14 protein-coding genes are annotated in these 14903 nt (G+C 73.3%); 4 read left to right on the top strand and 10 right to left on the bottom strand.

The window, feature by feature from the left end; genetic code table 11:
- The first annotated feature begins 159 nt into the window (after window positions 1-159).
- The gene (locus OG715_RS13650) at window positions 160-1200 is read left to right on the top strand and encodes a DUF2510 domain-containing protein (protein WP_266268965.1); all 1041 of its coding nucleotides are present in this window, start codon (window positions 160-162) and stop codon (window positions 1198-1200) included.
- Between the two features lie 82 nt (window positions 1201-1282).
- Here the strand turns inward: OG715_RS13650 and OG715_RS13645 are convergent, their stop codons facing one another.
- From OG715_RS13645 to cobU, 7 genes are all read right to left on the bottom strand, one after another.
- Window positions 1283-1798, bottom strand: a complete 516-nt coding sequence (locus OG715_RS13645) for a DUF4240 domain-containing protein (protein ID WP_266268964.1) — start codon at window positions 1796-1798, stop codon at window positions 1283-1285.
- Window positions 1799-2046: 248 nt separating this feature from the next.
- Window positions 2047-3816, bottom strand: coding sequence for a 2-oxoglutarate dehydrogenase, E2 component, dihydrolipoamide succinyltransferase (sucB, locus tag OG715_RS13640; RefSeq protein WP_266268963.1), 1770 nt, complete (start codon window positions 3814-3816; stop codon window positions 2047-2049).
- A gap of 60 nt (window positions 3817-3876) precedes the next feature.
- Window positions 3877-5283, bottom strand: a complete 1407-nt coding sequence (gene lpdA, locus OG715_RS13635) for a dihydrolipoyl dehydrogenase (protein ID WP_094745444.1) — start codon at window positions 5281-5283, stop codon at window positions 3877-3879.
- 387 nt (window positions 5284-5670) lie between these two features.
- On the bottom strand, window positions 5671-7179 hold the full coding sequence (locus tag OG715_RS13630) for a leucyl aminopeptidase (protein WP_266268962.1): 1509 nt from the start codon (window positions 7177-7179) through the stop codon (window positions 5671-5673).
- A gap of 296 nt (window positions 7180-7475) precedes the next feature.
- The gene (locus OG715_RS13625; protein WP_266268961.1) at window positions 7476-8267 is read right to left on the bottom strand and encodes an adenosylcobinamide-GDP ribazoletransferase; all 792 of its coding nucleotides are present in this window, start codon (window positions 8265-8267) and stop codon (window positions 7476-7478) included.
- A gap of 107 nt (window positions 8268-8374) precedes the next feature.
- Window positions 8375-9490 carry a nicotinate-nucleotide--dimethylbenzimidazole phosphoribosyltransferase gene (locus tag OG715_RS13620; RefSeq protein WP_266268960.1) on the bottom strand — a complete coding sequence of 372 codons (1116 nt, stop codon included), beginning with the start codon at window positions 9488-9490 and terminating at the stop codon, window positions 8375-8377.
- A 28-nt stretch (window positions 9491-9518) separates the two neighbouring features.
- Entirely contained in the window at window positions 9519-10091 is a 573-nt protein-coding gene (gene cobU / locus OG715_RS13615) for a bifunctional adenosylcobinamide kinase/adenosylcobinamide-phosphate guanylyltransferase (RefSeq protein ID WP_266268959.1), read from the bottom strand.
- Window positions 10092-10244: 153 nt separating this feature from the next.
- On the opposite strand from cobU, the gene OG715_RS13610 reads away from it, so the two are divergent.
- The gene (locus OG715_RS13610; protein WP_266268958.1) at window positions 10245-10448 is read left to right on the top strand and encodes a hypothetical protein; all 204 of its coding nucleotides are present in this window, start codon (window positions 10245-10247) and stop codon (window positions 10446-10448) included.
- A gap of 73 nt (window positions 10449-10521) precedes the next feature.
- Here OG715_RS13610 and OG715_RS13605 read toward each other — a convergent pair whose 3' ends face one another.
- Together OG715_RS13605 and OG715_RS13600 are read right to left on the bottom strand one after the other, a co-directional pair.
- Window positions 10522-11217 (bottom strand): class I SAM-dependent methyltransferase, encoded by a 696-nt coding sequence (locus OG715_RS13605; RefSeq protein WP_266271668.1) that lies wholly within the window; start codon window positions 11215-11217, stop codon window positions 10522-10524.
- Between the two features lie 245 nt (window positions 11218-11462).
- Window positions 11463-12020: a DUF3043 domain-containing protein gene (locus OG715_RS13600; protein WP_045938270.1), complete on the bottom strand. Its 558-nt coding sequence runs from the start codon at window positions 12018-12020 to the stop codon at window positions 11463-11465.
- Window positions 12021-12394: 374 nt separating this feature from the next.
- Here OG715_RS13600 and OG715_RS13595 point away from each other — a divergent pair, with 374 nt between their 5' ends.
- Entirely contained in the window at window positions 12395-13198 is an 804-nt protein-coding gene (locus OG715_RS13595; RefSeq protein WP_078879583.1) for a PspA/IM30 family protein, read from the top strand.
- A gap of 75 nt (window positions 13199-13273) precedes the next feature.
- Complete coding sequence (gene pspAA / locus OG715_RS13590) at window positions 13274-13567, top strand: PspA-associated protein PspAA (protein ID WP_266268957.1); 294 nt, start codon at window positions 13274-13276, stop codon at window positions 13565-13567.
- A gap of 116 nt (window positions 13568-13683) precedes the next feature.
- Here pspAA and nadA read toward each other — a convergent pair whose 3' ends face one another.
- On the bottom strand, window positions 13684-14868 hold the full coding sequence (nadA, locus tag OG715_RS13585; protein WP_407660976.1) for a quinolinate synthase NadA: 1185 nt from the start codon (window positions 14866-14868) through the stop codon (window positions 13684-13686).
- Window positions 14869-14903 lie beyond the last annotated feature (35 nt).

Here is a 14903-nt window from a genome sequence, read left to right as displayed (position 1 = left end):
TGAGCGCCGGCCGGCCGCCCTGCCGAGAGACCCGCCCGACCGTTTCCGCACGACCCACCGAAGCGCACTGACGCACCGTCAGATCACGTGTGCGGGTGGTGCAGAGTCGTGACAGACCCACCCTGTCTGGAGCGTCACCCGGACGGGTAGGTTACGGCCGTGAGCAACTCGACGCCTCCCGGGTGGTACCCGGTACCGGGTGCGGACGGCACGGCCGGTCATGAGCGCTGGTGGGACGGCACGGCCTGGACCAGTGACGTGCGCCCCGTCCAGGCGGGCGGCGGCCCGATTGCCGACGCCCCGACGCAGGTCGCCTGGCAGAACCCCTCGGGGGGTTCCGCACCCGCGCCGCCGGCCTACGGCTACGGCGCCCCGCAGCAGGGGCAGCCCGGGTACGGCTACCCGGCGCAGAACCCGCCGGCCTACGGCTACCCGCCGGCCGCCTATCCGCCGCCCGAGCGGCCGAACCGGATCAGGACCGGGACGGCCGTCGGCATCGTGGTCGGCGTGCTGGCCGTGGTCGGCGTGGTGGCCGCCGTGGCGCTCAACAGCGGCGGCGACAGCCCCATCGCCAAGCCGACCCAGCCGGTGGCCACGGTCACCGTCACCGACACCCCGAGCCCGAGCGCCACCACCCCGAGCCCGACCAGGTCCTCCCCGCCGCCGCCGACCACGCCGCCGAAGCCGAGCCCGGTGCTCAAGGACACCGTGGCGGACCCGCAGCACGCCATCACCGTGCCGGTGTTCGAGGGCTGGGAGGCGAACACCAGCGGGTCCCACTCCACGATCTTCCTCGGCAGCGGCCAGTACACCTGCCCCGGCGGCGGCAACTGCATCCGGGGCCAGTTCTCGGTGGAGAAGGACACCATCGCCGGCACCACCGCCCGGGCGGCGGCCGAGGCGGCCATGCCGACCTACGCGGCGGCGATCTTCAGCAACATCACCGGGCACACCGACGCGGGCTCGTCCAGCACCACGGTCGCGGGCATCTCCGGGTACGCGGTGCGCTGGCACATCACCACCTCGGACGGCAGCAAGGGCTACATCCTGATGGTGGCCGTCCCCGCCAAGGGCGGCGGCTTCGTGGCCTTCGAGGGCGGGGTGGACGACGCCGCGGGCGCGCCCGACCCGTCCGTGCTGGACCAGATCCTCAAGGGCATCAAGCAGGACACCAGCGCGGCGGCGGGCTCCACCACCTGAGCGGCCGTCCGGGCGGGCCCGGCGGCCGCGGGCCCCGGTCCGCCCGACGGCCGCCGGACCCGCCCGCTCCGTCCTGGCGGAGTCAGTCCCCGTAGCGCTCCCAGAGCTTGGGGAACCGTTTCGCCATGACCTCGGGGTCGTCGAAGTCGAACCCGGCCCCGAACGGCTGCGAGGGCTGGCGTCCGCCCACCTCGGGCAGCGGCAGCGCGGTCAACTGCTCGTACGCCTCGTCGGCCGCGTAGCCGAGGTCCTCGGCCTCGCCGTCCTCCTCCTCGTCGAAGCCGGGCAGCAGGTCGGCCAGGTCGTCCGGCTCGTGCAGCCCGCCCTCGAAGACGTCCCGGCCCTGGCCGATCAGCCAGCACCGGAAGAAGTCGAAGGAGTCCTCGGAGGCTCCGCCCAGCAGCAGGTAGGCCGCGCCCCAGAGGTCGTGGCGGTAGGCGCGCTGGAACCGGGCCTCGAAGAGCCGGGCGAAGTCGATGACGTCGTCCGGGGTCAGCTCGACGAGCCGCTCCACCAGACGGTCCGCCTGCTCGTCCGGGTCGCCCTCGGCGTCCTCCCGGGTGTCGTCGATGATCTGCCAGAAGTCGGTCTCGTCCATCACCGCTCCAGCATCCCTGTTCGGCCGCACGCGCGCATGCGAAGAGCGGGTGAATCGCCCGGAACGGCACGAAAAACCCGGAACGGCGCGAAGATGCCCGCCGTCCGCCGCCCTTCGACGCCGCCCCGGCCCGGGCGCGCGGAGTCCCGGCCCCGGGCGCGGAACCGCCCCGGACGCGCGGAACCCCGCGCCGTCCGGGGACGACGCGGGGTTCCGGTGCTGCCGGAGGGGGACCCTCGGGCGGAGCCTTACAGGCCGAGCTCGACCTCGAACTCGCCGGCCTCCAGGATCTCCTTGACCGCCACCAGGTAGCGGGCGGCGTCGGCGCCGTCCACCAGGCGGTGGTCGTAGGAGAGCGACAGGTAGGTCATGTCACGGATGCCGATGGCGGTGCCGCCGTCGGCCTCGATGACGACCGGGCGCTTGACCGTCGCGCCGATGCCCAGGATGGCGGCCTGGTTCGGCGGCACGATGACGGTGTCGAACAGCGCGCCGCGCGAGCCGGTGTTGCTGATGGTGAAGGTGGCGCCGGACAGCTCGTCCGGGGTGATCTTGTTGTTGCGCACCTTGCCGGCCAGCTCGGCGGTCTTCTTCGAGATGCCGGCGATGTTGAGGTCGCCCGCACCCTTGATGACCGGGGTCATCAGACCCTTCTCCGAGTCCACCGCGATACCGATGTTCTCGGTGTCGAAGTAGGTGATGGTGCCCTCGGCGTCGTTGATCCGGGCGTTGACGACCGCGTTGGTCTTCAGCGCCTGGGCCGCGGCCTTGACGAAGAACGGCATCGGGGACAGCTTCACGCCCTCGCGCGCGAGGAAGGAGTCCTTGGCCTTGGCGCGCAGCGACATGATCCGGGTGACGTCCACCTCGACCACGCTGGTGAGCTGCGCCTGCTCGTGCAGGGCCTTCAGCATGTTGTCGCCGATGACCTTGCGCATGCGGGTCATCTTGACCGTCTGGCCGCGCAGGGCCGACGGGGCGGCAGCGGCCTTCGGCGCGGCGGCGGCCGCGACCGGGGCAGCGGCGACCGGGGCCGGCGCGGCCTTGGCGGCCTCGGCGGCGGCCAGGACGTCCTGCTTGCGGATGCGGCCGCCGACACCGGTGCCGGTGACAGCGGTCAGCGCGACGCCGTGCTCGGCGGCGAGCTTGCGCACCAGCGGGGTGACGTAGGCGTCACCGGCGTCGGCCACCGGGGCGGCCGGGGCCGGGGCGGCGACCGGGGCAACCGGGGCCGGGGCGGCAACCGGGGCCGGGGCGGCCGGGGCGACCGGAGCCGGAGCTGCGACCGGGGCAACCGGGGCCGGGGCGGCAACGGGAGCCGGAGCGGCAACCGGAGCAGCGACCGGAGCCGGAGCGGCAACCGGAGCCGGAGCGGCGGCGACGGCGCCCGCGGCACCGATCAGCGCGAGCTGGGCGCCGACCTCGGCGGTGTCGTCCTCGGCGACCAGGATCTTCACCAGGGTGCCGGCGACCGGCGACGGGATCTCGGTGTCGACCTTGTCGGTGGAGACCTCGAGCAGCGGCTCGTCGATCTCGACCGTGTCACCCTCGGCCTTCAGCCAGCGGGTGACGGTGCCCTCGGTGACCGACTCGCCCAGGGCCGGCAGCAGCACCGGGGTGGCGTCGGCGGCCGGGGCGGCCGGAGCGGCGGCGACCGGGGCCGGAGCCGGGGCGGCAACGGGGGCCGGGGCGGCGACCGGAGCCGGAGCGGCGACCGGGGCCTCCGCGACCGGGGCCGGGGCAGCGGCGGCCGGAGCCGCGGCGGCGACCGGCGCGCCCGAGCCGTCGTCGATGATCGCCAGCTCGGCGCCGACCTCGACGGTCTCGTCCTCGGCGACCTTGATCGAGGCCAGAATGCCGGAGGCCGGGGCCGGGATCTCGGTGTCGACCTTGTCGGTCGAGACCTCGAGCAGCGGCTCGTCGACCTCCACGCGCTCACCCTCGGCCTTCAGCCAACGGGTGACGGTGCCCTCGGAAACGCTCTCGCCCAGCGCGGGCAGTGTTACTGAGACCGCCATGGTTTCAGCGACTCCTATTCAAGTCTTGCGAACTGGAAGATGGGGGGTGTGGGGGCGCGATCAGTCGTGCGCGTGCAGCGGCTTGCCGGCCAGCGCCAGGTGCGCCTCGCCCAGGGCCTCGGACTGGGTCGGGTGCGCGTGGATGAGCTGCGCGACCTCGGCCGGGAGAGCCTCCCAGTTGTAGATCAGCTGGGCCTCTCCGACCTGCTCGCCCATGCGGGCGCCGACCATGTGGACGCCGACCACGGCGCCGTCCTTGACCTGGACGAGCTTGATCTCGCCGGCGGTCTTCAGGATCTTGCTCTTGCCGTTGCCGGCCAGGTTGTACTTGACGGTGACGACCTTCTCCTTGCCGTACAGCTCGACGGCCTTGGCCTCGGAGATGCCGACGGAGGCAACCTCGGGGTTGGAGTAGGTCACGCGCGGGACGCCGTCGTAGTCGATCGGCACCGGCTTGAGGCCGGCCAGGCGCTCGGCGACGAGGATGCCCTCGGCGAAGCCGACGTGGGCCAGCTGCAGGGTCGGGGCGAGGTCGCCGACGGCCGAGATGGTGGGCACGTTGGTGCGCATGTACTCGTCGACGAGGACGTAGCCGCGGTCCATCGCGACGCCGTTCTCCTCGTAGCCGAGGCCGGCCGAGACCGGGCCGCGGCCGATGGCGACGAGCAGCAGGTCGGCGTCGATCTGCTTGCCGTTCTCGGTGGAGACGCGCACACCGGTCTCGGTGTACTCGACGCCGGAGAAGCGGGCCTTGAGCTCGAACTTGATGCCACGCTTGCGGAAGGCGCGCTCCAGCAGCTTGGAGGAGTTCTCGTCCTCCAGCGGGACCAGGTGCGGCAGGGCCTCGACGATGGTGACGTCGACGCCGAACGACTTCCAGACGGAGGCGAACTCGACACCGATCACGCCGCCGCCGAGGATGACGGCCGACTGCGGGATGCGGTCGAGCTTGAGGGCGTGGTCCGAGGAGATGACGCGGTTGCCGTCGATCTCCAGGCCCGGGATCGAGCGCGGCACGGAGCCGGTGGCCAGGAGGATGTGGCGGCCCTCGATGCGCTGGCCGTTGACGTCCACCGAGGTCTGCGAGGAGAGCTTGCCCTCACCCTGGATGAAGGTCACCTTGCGGGACGCCACCAGGCCCTGGAGGCCCTTGTACAGGCCGGCGACGACGTCGTCCTTGTACTTGTGGACGCCGTTGATGTCGATGCCCTGGAAGGTGGCCAGCACGCCGAACTCGGCGGCCTCCTTCGTCTCGTCGGCGATCTCGGCCGCGTGCAGCAGCGCCTTGGTCGGGATGCAGCCGCGGTGCAGGCAGGTGCCGCCGAGCTCGCCCTTCTCGACCAGGGCGACGCTCAGGCCCAGCTGGGCGCCGCGGAGCGCCGCGGCGTAACCGCCGCTTCCGCCTCCGAGAATGACTACGTCGAAAACGGTGCTGGCGTCGTTCGCCACGTCACGTCCTCCATGCAATGGGATGTGGATCGCCGGGCCGGTCGCGGTCCGGTGGGTCGGAAGCCCTTGTGGGGCGCCCAGTCGTGCCGGAAATACATCTTCGCACTTGTTCGCGGCGGCTGATGTCCGGGTCCGCCCCAGGGGTGTCCCGAGCGGTGGTCGCAGGGGTGGGATTACCCCGGACGGAGGGGCATCGTCGCAGCTCAGGGCGGGGTTGACAGGGGGTGGGAGACGGTTTCCCGGGACCCTCGCGGCCAGCGGTTCCGCACTGTGGAACAAAGTTTCGCCCGCAGCGAACACGGGTGCGGCGCGCGCCCGCGTCCCCTACCCGCAGGTAACCCGGGGTGGAAGCCGGACGGGGCCCGGCGCGTGCGCGCCGGGCCCCGTCCTCGGTCGTACCGTCCGTCAGCCCTTGCCGCCGGCGGCCTTCTGCTCGGCGAAGCGGACCAGGGTGCGGACCGCCGACGCGGTGCCGCCCTTCGGGGTGTAGCCGAACGGCGCGGCCTCGTGGAACGCCGGGCCGGCGATGTCCAGGTGCGCCCAGTCGATGCCCTCGGCCACGAACTCCTTCAGGAACAGGCCGGCCACCAGGCCGCCGCCCATCCGGTCGCCCATGTTGGCCAGGTCGGCGATGGTCGACTCGGTCATGCCCTTGCGGAGCTCGGCCGGCAGCGGCATCGGCCAGGACTGCTCGCCCACCTCGCCGGCGACCGCGTGCAGGTCGGCGCGCAGCTCGTCGTTGTTGGCCATCACACCGAAGGTGCGGTTGCCCAGCGCCAGGATCATCGCGCCGGTCAGGGTCGCCACGTCGACGATGACGTCCGGGTTCTCCTCGCCGGCCCGCACGATGGCGTCGGCCAGCACCAGACGGCCCTCGGCGTCGGTGTTCAGCACCTCGACGGTCTTGCCGCCGTACATCCGCAGCACGTCGCCCGGGCGGGTGGCCGTGCCGGACGGCATGTTCTCGGCCAGCGCCAGCCACGCGGTGACGTTGACCTGGAGGCCGAGGCGCTTGGCGGCGACGACGGCGGCGAACACCGCGGCGGCACCGGCCATGTCGCACTTCATGGTCTCGTTGTGGCCGGCCGGCTTCAGCGAGATGCCGCCCGAGTCGTAGGTGATGCCCTTGCCGACGAACGCCAGGGTGGCCTTCGCCTTCGGGTGGGTGTAGGCCACCTTCACCAGCCGCGGCGGGTTGGCCGAGCCGTTGCCGACGCCCAGCAGGCCGCCGAAGCCGCCCTTGAGCAGGGCCTTCTCGTCCAGCACCTCGACCTTGAGGCCGTGCTCCTTGCCGGCGGCCTGGGCGATCGCGGCGAAGGACTTCGGGTTCAGGTCGTTCGGCGCGGCGTTGATCAGGTCGCGGGCGCGGTTCATCTCCTCGCCGATGGCGACAGCGCGCTCGACCGCGGCCTTGGCGTCCTTGCTGCCCTTGCGGGTCGAGAGCACCAGCAGCTCGCCGACCGGCTCCTTGCCGCCGTTGCCGTTGCTCTTGTAGGTGCCGTACGCGTAGGTGCCGAGCAGCGCGCCCAGCGCGACCGCCTCGACCTCCTCGCCGGACTCGGCCGGCAGGGCCAGCGCGACCTTCTTGCTGCCGGCCAGGGTGCGGGCGGCGACACCGGCGGCGCGGCGCAGCGCCTCCAGGCCGTACCCGCCCTCGACGGCGTCGCCGAGGCCGACCGCGAGCACGAGCGCGGCCTTCAGACCGGCCGGGGCGGGCACCTTCACGGCGTCGCCCTCGGCGCCGGTCGCGCCCAGGGTGGCGAGAACCTCGGCCAGCTTGCCCTCGAACGCCTCGGCCACGGCCTCGGCGCCCGGGGCCAGCACGATGCCCTTGGAGCCCTTCGCCACGCCGATCACCAGGGCGTCCGCGCGCAGCGAGGCGGCGGCGGAGGTGCTCACAGACAATGCAGTCACGTAATGCGTCCTGTTCTTTCGCGGTCCACGACCGGTCGCGGCGCGAGTGCCGCACCGGCGCAGCCCGGAACCGTCGGCCAGGCCGACCGCCCGGCGGTGTCGGACCCGGGGCCCCTGGCTGCGCGCGCCCACCGTCGCGGCGGTCGCGCACACCAGAGGCCCCGGCGCCGCGACGGGCGCCGGACGGGCAGGACCTGCGACGGTGCAGGGCTGCGGTGCTCCCCGCATGGTAGTCCGCATGGTGGGATCACGCGCCGCCCGGTCCATCGCCTTTCACCACCCGGGCTCCGGCGCCCTCAGCGGGGCAGCAGCGCCAGGGCCAGCAGCGCACCCGTCGCGGCGGTCTCCACCGTCGCGCCGAGCACGTCCCCGGTGATCCCGCCGAACCGCCGCACGCACCGCAGCAGCAGGGGGCCGGCGGCGGCGGTGCCGATCACAACGGCCAGTGGCAGTACCAGGGCTGACCATCCGTCGAGCAGACCGGCAAGTCCGAGCAGGGCCGCCGCGGCACCGGTCGAGGCGAGTGCCTGACCCGGTGTCACGGTGCTCGCCACCATGGCGCCCAGCCCGCCCGGCCGGGCCGCCGGGACCGTGCGCAGACAGCCCCAGGCGAGCGCGCAGCGCCCGGCCACCGCCGCCGTGAGCACCGCGAGCGCGCCCCGCAGCGGGGAATGCGCGAACTGCCCGGCCAGCGCCGCCACCTGCGCGAGCAGGACCAGGACGAGGGTCAGCACGCCGAACGGGCCGATGTCCGACTGCTTCATGATCCGCAGCGCGTCCTCGGCGGGCTTCCCGCTGCCCAGGCCGTCCGCGACGTCCGCCAGGCCGTCCAGATGGAGTCCCCGGGTGAGCACCGCCGGCACGGCGACGGCCGCGACCGCCCCGAGCGGTGCGCCCGCGCGCCAGGCGACCAGTGCCCCCGCCGCCCCGGCGAGCACCCCGAGCACCACCCCGACCAGCGGCGCGACCAGCATCGCCCGCCCTCCGGACGCCCGGTCCCACCGGTCGACCCGCACCGGCAGCACCGACAGAGTCCCGAACGCGAACCGCAGCCCGTCCCTCAGTCCGTCCCGCAGCCCGTCCCGCACCGTCGACCACCCACTCCCGTCCGGCACCCGGCCGGGTGCCGGAAGCGCGCGTGCCAAGAGCAGGGGCCCGGGACCCGTCGACGATCGACGGATCCCGGGCCCCGGCCCTACAGCTTGCCCAGCAGCTCCGCGGCCGTCGGCAGCCGCGCCGGCTCCTTCGGCGCCGCCGGCACGTACGCCGTCGGCGGCTCGTCGGCCAGCGTGTCCGCCGCGGCCTGGAGCAGCGGCAGCGCCATCAGCGCGCCGACACCCTCGCCCATGGTGATCCCCTGCTCCTGCAGCGGCGTCAGGGTCAGCCGGTCGTAGGCCTTGGCCTGGGCGGGCTCGCCGCTGGTCTGCCCGGCCCGCCACCACTCCGGCGCCCGGAACGCGATCCGCTGCGCGACCAGCGCGCAGGCCGCCGAGACGACGCCGTCCAGCACCACCGGGAGCTTGCGCACCGCGGCCTGCAGCAGGAATCCGGTGATCGCCGCGAAGTCCGCGCCGCCGGTGGCCCCGAGCAGCGCCAGCTGGTCGCCCAGCACCGGCCGGGCCCGCCGCAGCGAGTCGCGCACGGTCGCGCACTTGACCATCCACACCCGGTCGTCGATGCCCGAGCCGCGCCCGGTGACCGCCGCCGCGTCCGTCCCGCAGAGCGCGCCGACCAGGACCGCCGCCACCGTGGTCGAGCCGACCCCGAGGTCGCCCAGCACCACCAGGTCGGTCCCGGCGTCGGCCTCCTCGTCGGCGACGGCCATCCCGGCCCGGAACGCCTTCGTGGTCTCCTCGGGGGTCAGCGCGTCCTCGACGTCGATCCGCCCGGAGCCGCGCCGCACCCGGTGCGCCGTCACCTCGTCGGGGAAGTCCGAGGCCGCGGCGTCGACCGCGACGTCCACCACCCGCACCTCGGCGCCGAAGCGCCGGGCGAGCAGCGCCACCGGCGCGGTGCCGTCGAGCACGGCCCGCACGCGCGCGGCCGTGCCGCCCCCGGCGGGCAGCCGGGAGACCCCGACCCGGGCCACCCCGTGGTCGGCGGCGAACAGCACCACCTTGGGCGCCGACAGCGGCCGCACGGGGGAGCGCCCCTGCACGGAGGACAGCCAGGCGCCCAGCTCCTCCAGCTTGCCGAGGCCGCCCGGCGGCCGGTTCAGCTCCTGCCACCGCTCCTCGGCGGCGCGCCGGGCGCTCTCGTCGGGGCGCTCGACGAGCGAGGAGAACGTATCGAGATCCACGGTCGTGTCCATCGTCCGGAAGGCTACACGCCGTACGTCTTCAGCCGACGGCGGGCTTGACCGTGAGAACCTGCCCCGCCACCACCAGCAGCACACGCTCGGAGGCGTCGGCCACCATCATGTTGAGCCGGCCCAGGGTGTCGCGGAACCGGCGGCCGGCCGGGGTGGCCGGGACGACGCCCATGCCGACCTCGTTGCTGACCGCCACGACCCGCCGCCCGGTCCCCGCCCAGGCGGCCGCCAGCGCCGTGCAGCGCCGCCGCACCTCGGCCTCGCCGCCGTCCGCCCAGACCGCGTCGTCCCAGGCGCCGCACTCGTCCATCACCGAGGTGAGCCACAGCGCCAGGCAGTCGATCAGCACCGGCGCCGGGTCGGCGGTGTCGGCCAGGACGGCCTCCAGCCCGCAGGTCTCGGCGGTGCGCCAGCTCGCCGGGCGCCGGTCCCGGTGCAGGGCGACCCGCTGCGCCCACTCCTCGTCGCCGTCCCGGGTGCCGCCGGTGGCCACGTACAGCACGTCCTCGTACCGGGCCAGCAGCTGTTCGGCCCGGGTCGACTTGCCGGACCGCGCGCCGCCGAGGAGCAGGGTGCGGGGGAGCGGTGCGTCAGGTGTCATGCGCCCATCCTCGCCCACGGCGCATACCGAAGATCCGGCCGGGCAACCTGAGGGCAGGTCCTCTCCTCCGGGTCGCGCATGGCGTGATCCGAAAGAGAGGACCTAGGGTGCGCAGCACAGCACATCGCTGGTCGTCGGCGGGAGGAGCCGGGCATGGTCTGGACGTGGCGGTACGAGAAGGCGGACGGCACCGCGGTGGCCCCTGGCAGCGGGCAGGCGGAGGAGTTCTCCGGCCAGGGGGACGCGGAGAGCTGGATCGGGGAGAACTGGAAGCAGTTGGCCGAGGACGGCGTGGACCGTGCCGTCCTGCTGGACGACGACCGCGAGATCTACACGATGAGCCTGCACGAGGGCTGATCCGGCCCGGTCGGGGGCCGCTCGCCGGTGCGCGGGCGGCCTTCCCCCGGCGTGCCCCCGCTGCCCGCCGGGGCTACTTCATCCCGACGACGTGCAGCAGCGCGGCGACCTGCCGGTACGGGTCGGTGCGGCCGGCCCGCTCCTCGGCCTCCAGCAGCTGGGCGAGCTGCCGGCCGTCCACGGGCGGCGCGTCGTCGGGGGTGCTCTCGGTGAGGACCCGGACGCCGTACCAGTGCCGCAGCGGCACGGACACCTCGGAGAGGGTGACGGCGAGGTCGCCGATCCGGTCGGCGCGGGCCGCCAGACCGAGCCGGTTGTAGTACCGATCGCTCTCGAAGGCCTCCAGGGCGGCGCGCCAGTCGCCGGCGGCGGCGGGCCGCAGGGCGAGCGCGTCGCGGTTGCGGACCACCAGTGAGAGCAGCCCGCCCGGGGCGAGCAGCCGGGCCAGCGAGGCGATCATCGGATCGGGGTCCGGCAGGTACATCAGCACGCCGTGGCAGAGCACGACGTCGAAGCTGCGCGCCCCGAACCAGCGCCCGCACTGGTGCCCGTCGCCGATCAGCAGCTGGATCCGCTCGCGGACGGCGTCGGACTCCTCGGCCAGCGTCTCCTGGGCGGCGCCGAGCGCGGTCGGGTCGGAGTCGATGCCGGTGACGTAGTGGCCGGCCCGGGCGAGCCGCAGGGCCTGGGTGCCCTGGCCGCAGCCGATGTCCAGCACCCGCTGGGCGGTGCGTCCGGTGAGCTGCTCGGCGAGCTGCCGGGCGACCATCTCCTGCCGGACGAGGTTGCGCAGGGTGCCGGAGCGCCCCGGCGCGGGGCCGGTGCCGCCGGCGAAGGAGCCGCTGCGCGAGGGCAGCCGCCGCTCGTGGCCGTGCCGCTCGTACCCGTCACGCTCCTGGGCCGGCCGGTCGTGGGCGAGCCGGTCGTGGCCGCCGCCCCCCTGGCCGGGGAGCGCGTAGAGGCCGGGCCCGTCCCACAGGGGAGGGGCCCAGCCGGAGTCCACCGGTTCGGCGGTCAGGGCTTCTCCCCGCGCCGCACCTGCGGCTTGGGCAGTCGCAGCCGGCGCATCTGCAGGATGCGCATCAGGCCGTACGCGACCGCGCCGCGGGTGTTCTGCCCGGCGAAGCGCTCGGCGAGCTGCTTGCGCAGGCCGAAGCCGAGCCGGACGAAGTCCAGGATCACCAGGACGAAGAAGAGCAGGAACAGCACCGTGGAGAGCAGCTGGAGGGCCGGCACCTTGACGATGCTGAGCACCAGGATCAGCACGGCGGCGGGCAGGAAGAACTCGGCGAGCGACCAGCGGGCGTCCACGTAGTCACGGGTGAACTTCCGCACCGGGCCCTTGTCACGGGCCGGCAGGTGGCGCTCGTCGCCGTCCATCAGCGCCTGGCGCTGCTTCTCGCGCTCGGAGCGCATCCGCTCGCGGGCCTGGCGGGAGGCCTCCTTGCGGTCCTTGGGCACGGTGACCCTGGTCCGGCGGTTGGTTTCGGCCTCGCTGCGCTTGGGCGTGGGCCGCCCCTTCTTCGCCTGCGGGTCGCGGGTCTGCGTCTTGCCGTCCTGCTTCTCCAGCACGGTGGCGGAGGCGGCGGCTTCATCTGAACGGCGTCGGAACACACCACCAGCCTACGGGGTGCGGCGACGCTTCTCCGGGTCGCCCGGGAACCGAACGCGTATCGATCGCGTCCCGGACCGGCCGCGACGGGTCCCAGGGGGGACTCGGGTCGGGGTCCCGGGCGGGTTCGGGGGGAGTCCCGTAGGGGATCACTCCGCTGACCGGCGGGTGGAATGAGGGCGGGATCCACCCCGCGGATGAGGCTTCCCGGGACCGACCTGTAGCAGGCTTGTTGCAGGCAGGTGCACTGCGGCGACGGGCTCGCTGCACATACACTCGTCGTGTCTGGTAAGAGACTGATACCGCAGGCCGGAGAAGGGGGCACCCGAGGCCCATGAGCGACGGAATCATGAAGCGTATGGGGCTGATCTTCCGCTCCAAGGCGAACAAGGCCTTGGACCGGGCGGAGGATCCGCGTGAGACGCTCGATTATTCGTACCAGAAGCAGCTCGAGCTGCTGCAGAAGGTGCGTCGTGGCGTCGCCGACGTGGCCACCTCGCGCAAGCGACTGGAGCTCCAGCTGACCCAGCTGCAGCAGCAGTCGGCGAAGTACGAGGACCAGGGCCGCAAGGCGCTCTCGCTCGGCCGGGAGGACCTCGCCCGCGAGGCCCTCACCCGCAAGGCGAACATGCAGTCCCAGATCAACGACCTGGAGGTGCAGTACCAGCAGCTCCAGGCCGAGGAGGAGAAGCTCACGCTGGCCTCCCAGCGGCTGCAGGCCAAGGTCGACGCCTTCCGCACCAAGAAGGAGACCATCAAGGCCACCTACACCGCGGCCCAGGCGCAGACCCGGATCGCCGAGTCCTTCTCCGGTATCTCGGAGGAGATGGGCGACGTCGGCCTGGCGATCCAGCGGGCCGAGGACAAGACCGCGCAGATGCAGGCCCGGGCCGGTGCGATCGACGAGCTGCTGGCCTCCGGCGCGCTCGACGACGCCAGCGGTCTCGGCCGCAAGGACGACATCGAGGCCGAGCTGGAGCGGGTGGCCGGCGGTTCCGACGTCGAGCTGGAGCTGGCCCGGATGAAGGCCGAGCTGACCGGGGGATCCCCGGCCGCCCCGCAGGCGATCGAGCAGGGCCGGCCGCAGGACGCCGCGCCGCAGCAGCAGGACGGCCCGCGGATCAACTACAACAAGTAGTCGGAGCGGCAACCGACCTGAGCTCCGTCCCGGAGCACCTCCGGGAACATCCCCAGGAACAGGGAGACGCACGGCATGATCATGCGGGTCATGGGTGAGGGGCAGTTCCAGGTGGGCGAGGCCCATCTGAACCGGCTCAACGAGCTCGACGACGAGCTGCTCACCGCACTGGAGTCGGGGGACGAGGAACAGTTCCGCCGGGCGCTCGTCGAGCTGCTCGGCGCCGTGAGGGAGTTCGGCACTCCACTGGCGGACGACTCGCTGGAGCCGTCCGACCTGATCCTGCCGGACTCCGAGGCCACCATCGAGGACGTCCGCGAGATGCTGCGGGCGGAGGGCGACGGTCTCGTCCCGGGCATTCCCGAGTAGCCGCCGTCTCGCGCCAGACACGAGGGCGGGCCCCCTCCGCACGGAGGGGGCCCGCCCTTTGTCGTTGCCCGGTGGGCGTCGTTGCCCGGTCGGCCGAGGCCCGGACCGGCGAATCGTTACGGCAGGGCCAGCATCCGGTCCAGCGCCGCCTTGGCGTACTTCTCGGTCTCCGGGTCGACCTTGATCACGTTCGGCACCCGGCCATCGACCAGCGACTCCAGCGCCCACACCAGGTGCGGGAGGTCGATCCGGTTCATGGTGGAGCAGAAGCAGACCGCCCGGTCGAGGAAGACGACCTCCTTGTCCGGGTGCGCCTTGGCGAGCCGGCGGACGAGGTTGAGCTCGGTGCCGATGGCCCACTTGGAGCCGGGCTCGGCGGCGTCCAGCGCCTTGATGATGTACTCGGTCGAGCCGACCATGTCGGCGGCCGCGACGACCTCGTGCCGGCACTCCGGGTGCACCAGGACGTTGACGCCGGGGACCCGCTCGCGCACGTCGTTCACCGAGTCGAGGGTGAACCGGCCGTGCACCGAGCAGTGGCCGCGCCAGAGGATCATCTTCGCGTCCCGCAGCTGCTCGACGGTCAGGCCGCCGTTCGGCTTGTGCGGGTTGTAGACGACGCAGTCGTCCAGCGAGAAGCCCATGTCCCGCACCGCGGTGTTGCGGCCCAGGTGCTGGTCGGGCAGGAACAGGACCTTCTGGCCCTGCTCGTACGCCCACTCCAGCGCCCGCCGGGCGTTGGAGGAGGTGCAGATGGTGCCGCCGTGCCGGCCGGTGAAGGCCTTGATGTCGGCGGAGGAGTTCATGTACGAGACCGGGACGGTCACATCGGCTATCCCGGCGTCGGTCAGCGCGTCCCAGCACTCGGCGACCTGCTCGGCGGTGGCCATGTCGGCCATCGAACAGCCCGCGGCGAGGTCAGGCAGGACGACCTGCTGGGCGTCGCCGGTGAGGATGTCGGCCGACTCGGCCATGAAGTGCACGCCGCAGAAGACGATGTACTCGGCCTCCGGGCGGGCGGCCGCGTCCCGGGCGAGCTTGAAGGAGTCGCCGGTGACGTCGGCGAACTCGATCACCTCGTCGCGCTGGTAGTGGTGGCCCAGGATGAAGACGCGGTCCCCGAGCGCGGCCTTGGCCGCGCGGGCGCGCTCGACGAGGTTCGGGTCGGAGGCCGGGGGGAGGTCGCCGGGGCACTCGACGCCGCGCTCGCTGTTCGGGTCGGCCTGGCGGCCGAGCAGCAGCAGAGCGAGCGGCGTCGGAGTGGGGTCGACGCCGTAGGTCTCGGTGATAGTGGTGGTCACGGGCGAGTGCCCTTCTGTGCGGCCGATCGAGCGGT

This window comes from Kitasatospora purpeofusca (assembly GCF_036010405.1).
GTDB lineage: Bacteria > Actinomycetota > Actinomycetes > Streptomycetales > Streptomycetaceae > Kitasatospora > Kitasatospora purpeofusca.
The sequence above is the reverse complement of the archived record's forward strand: the minus strand, read 5'-3'. Positions and strand labels throughout refer to the sequence as shown.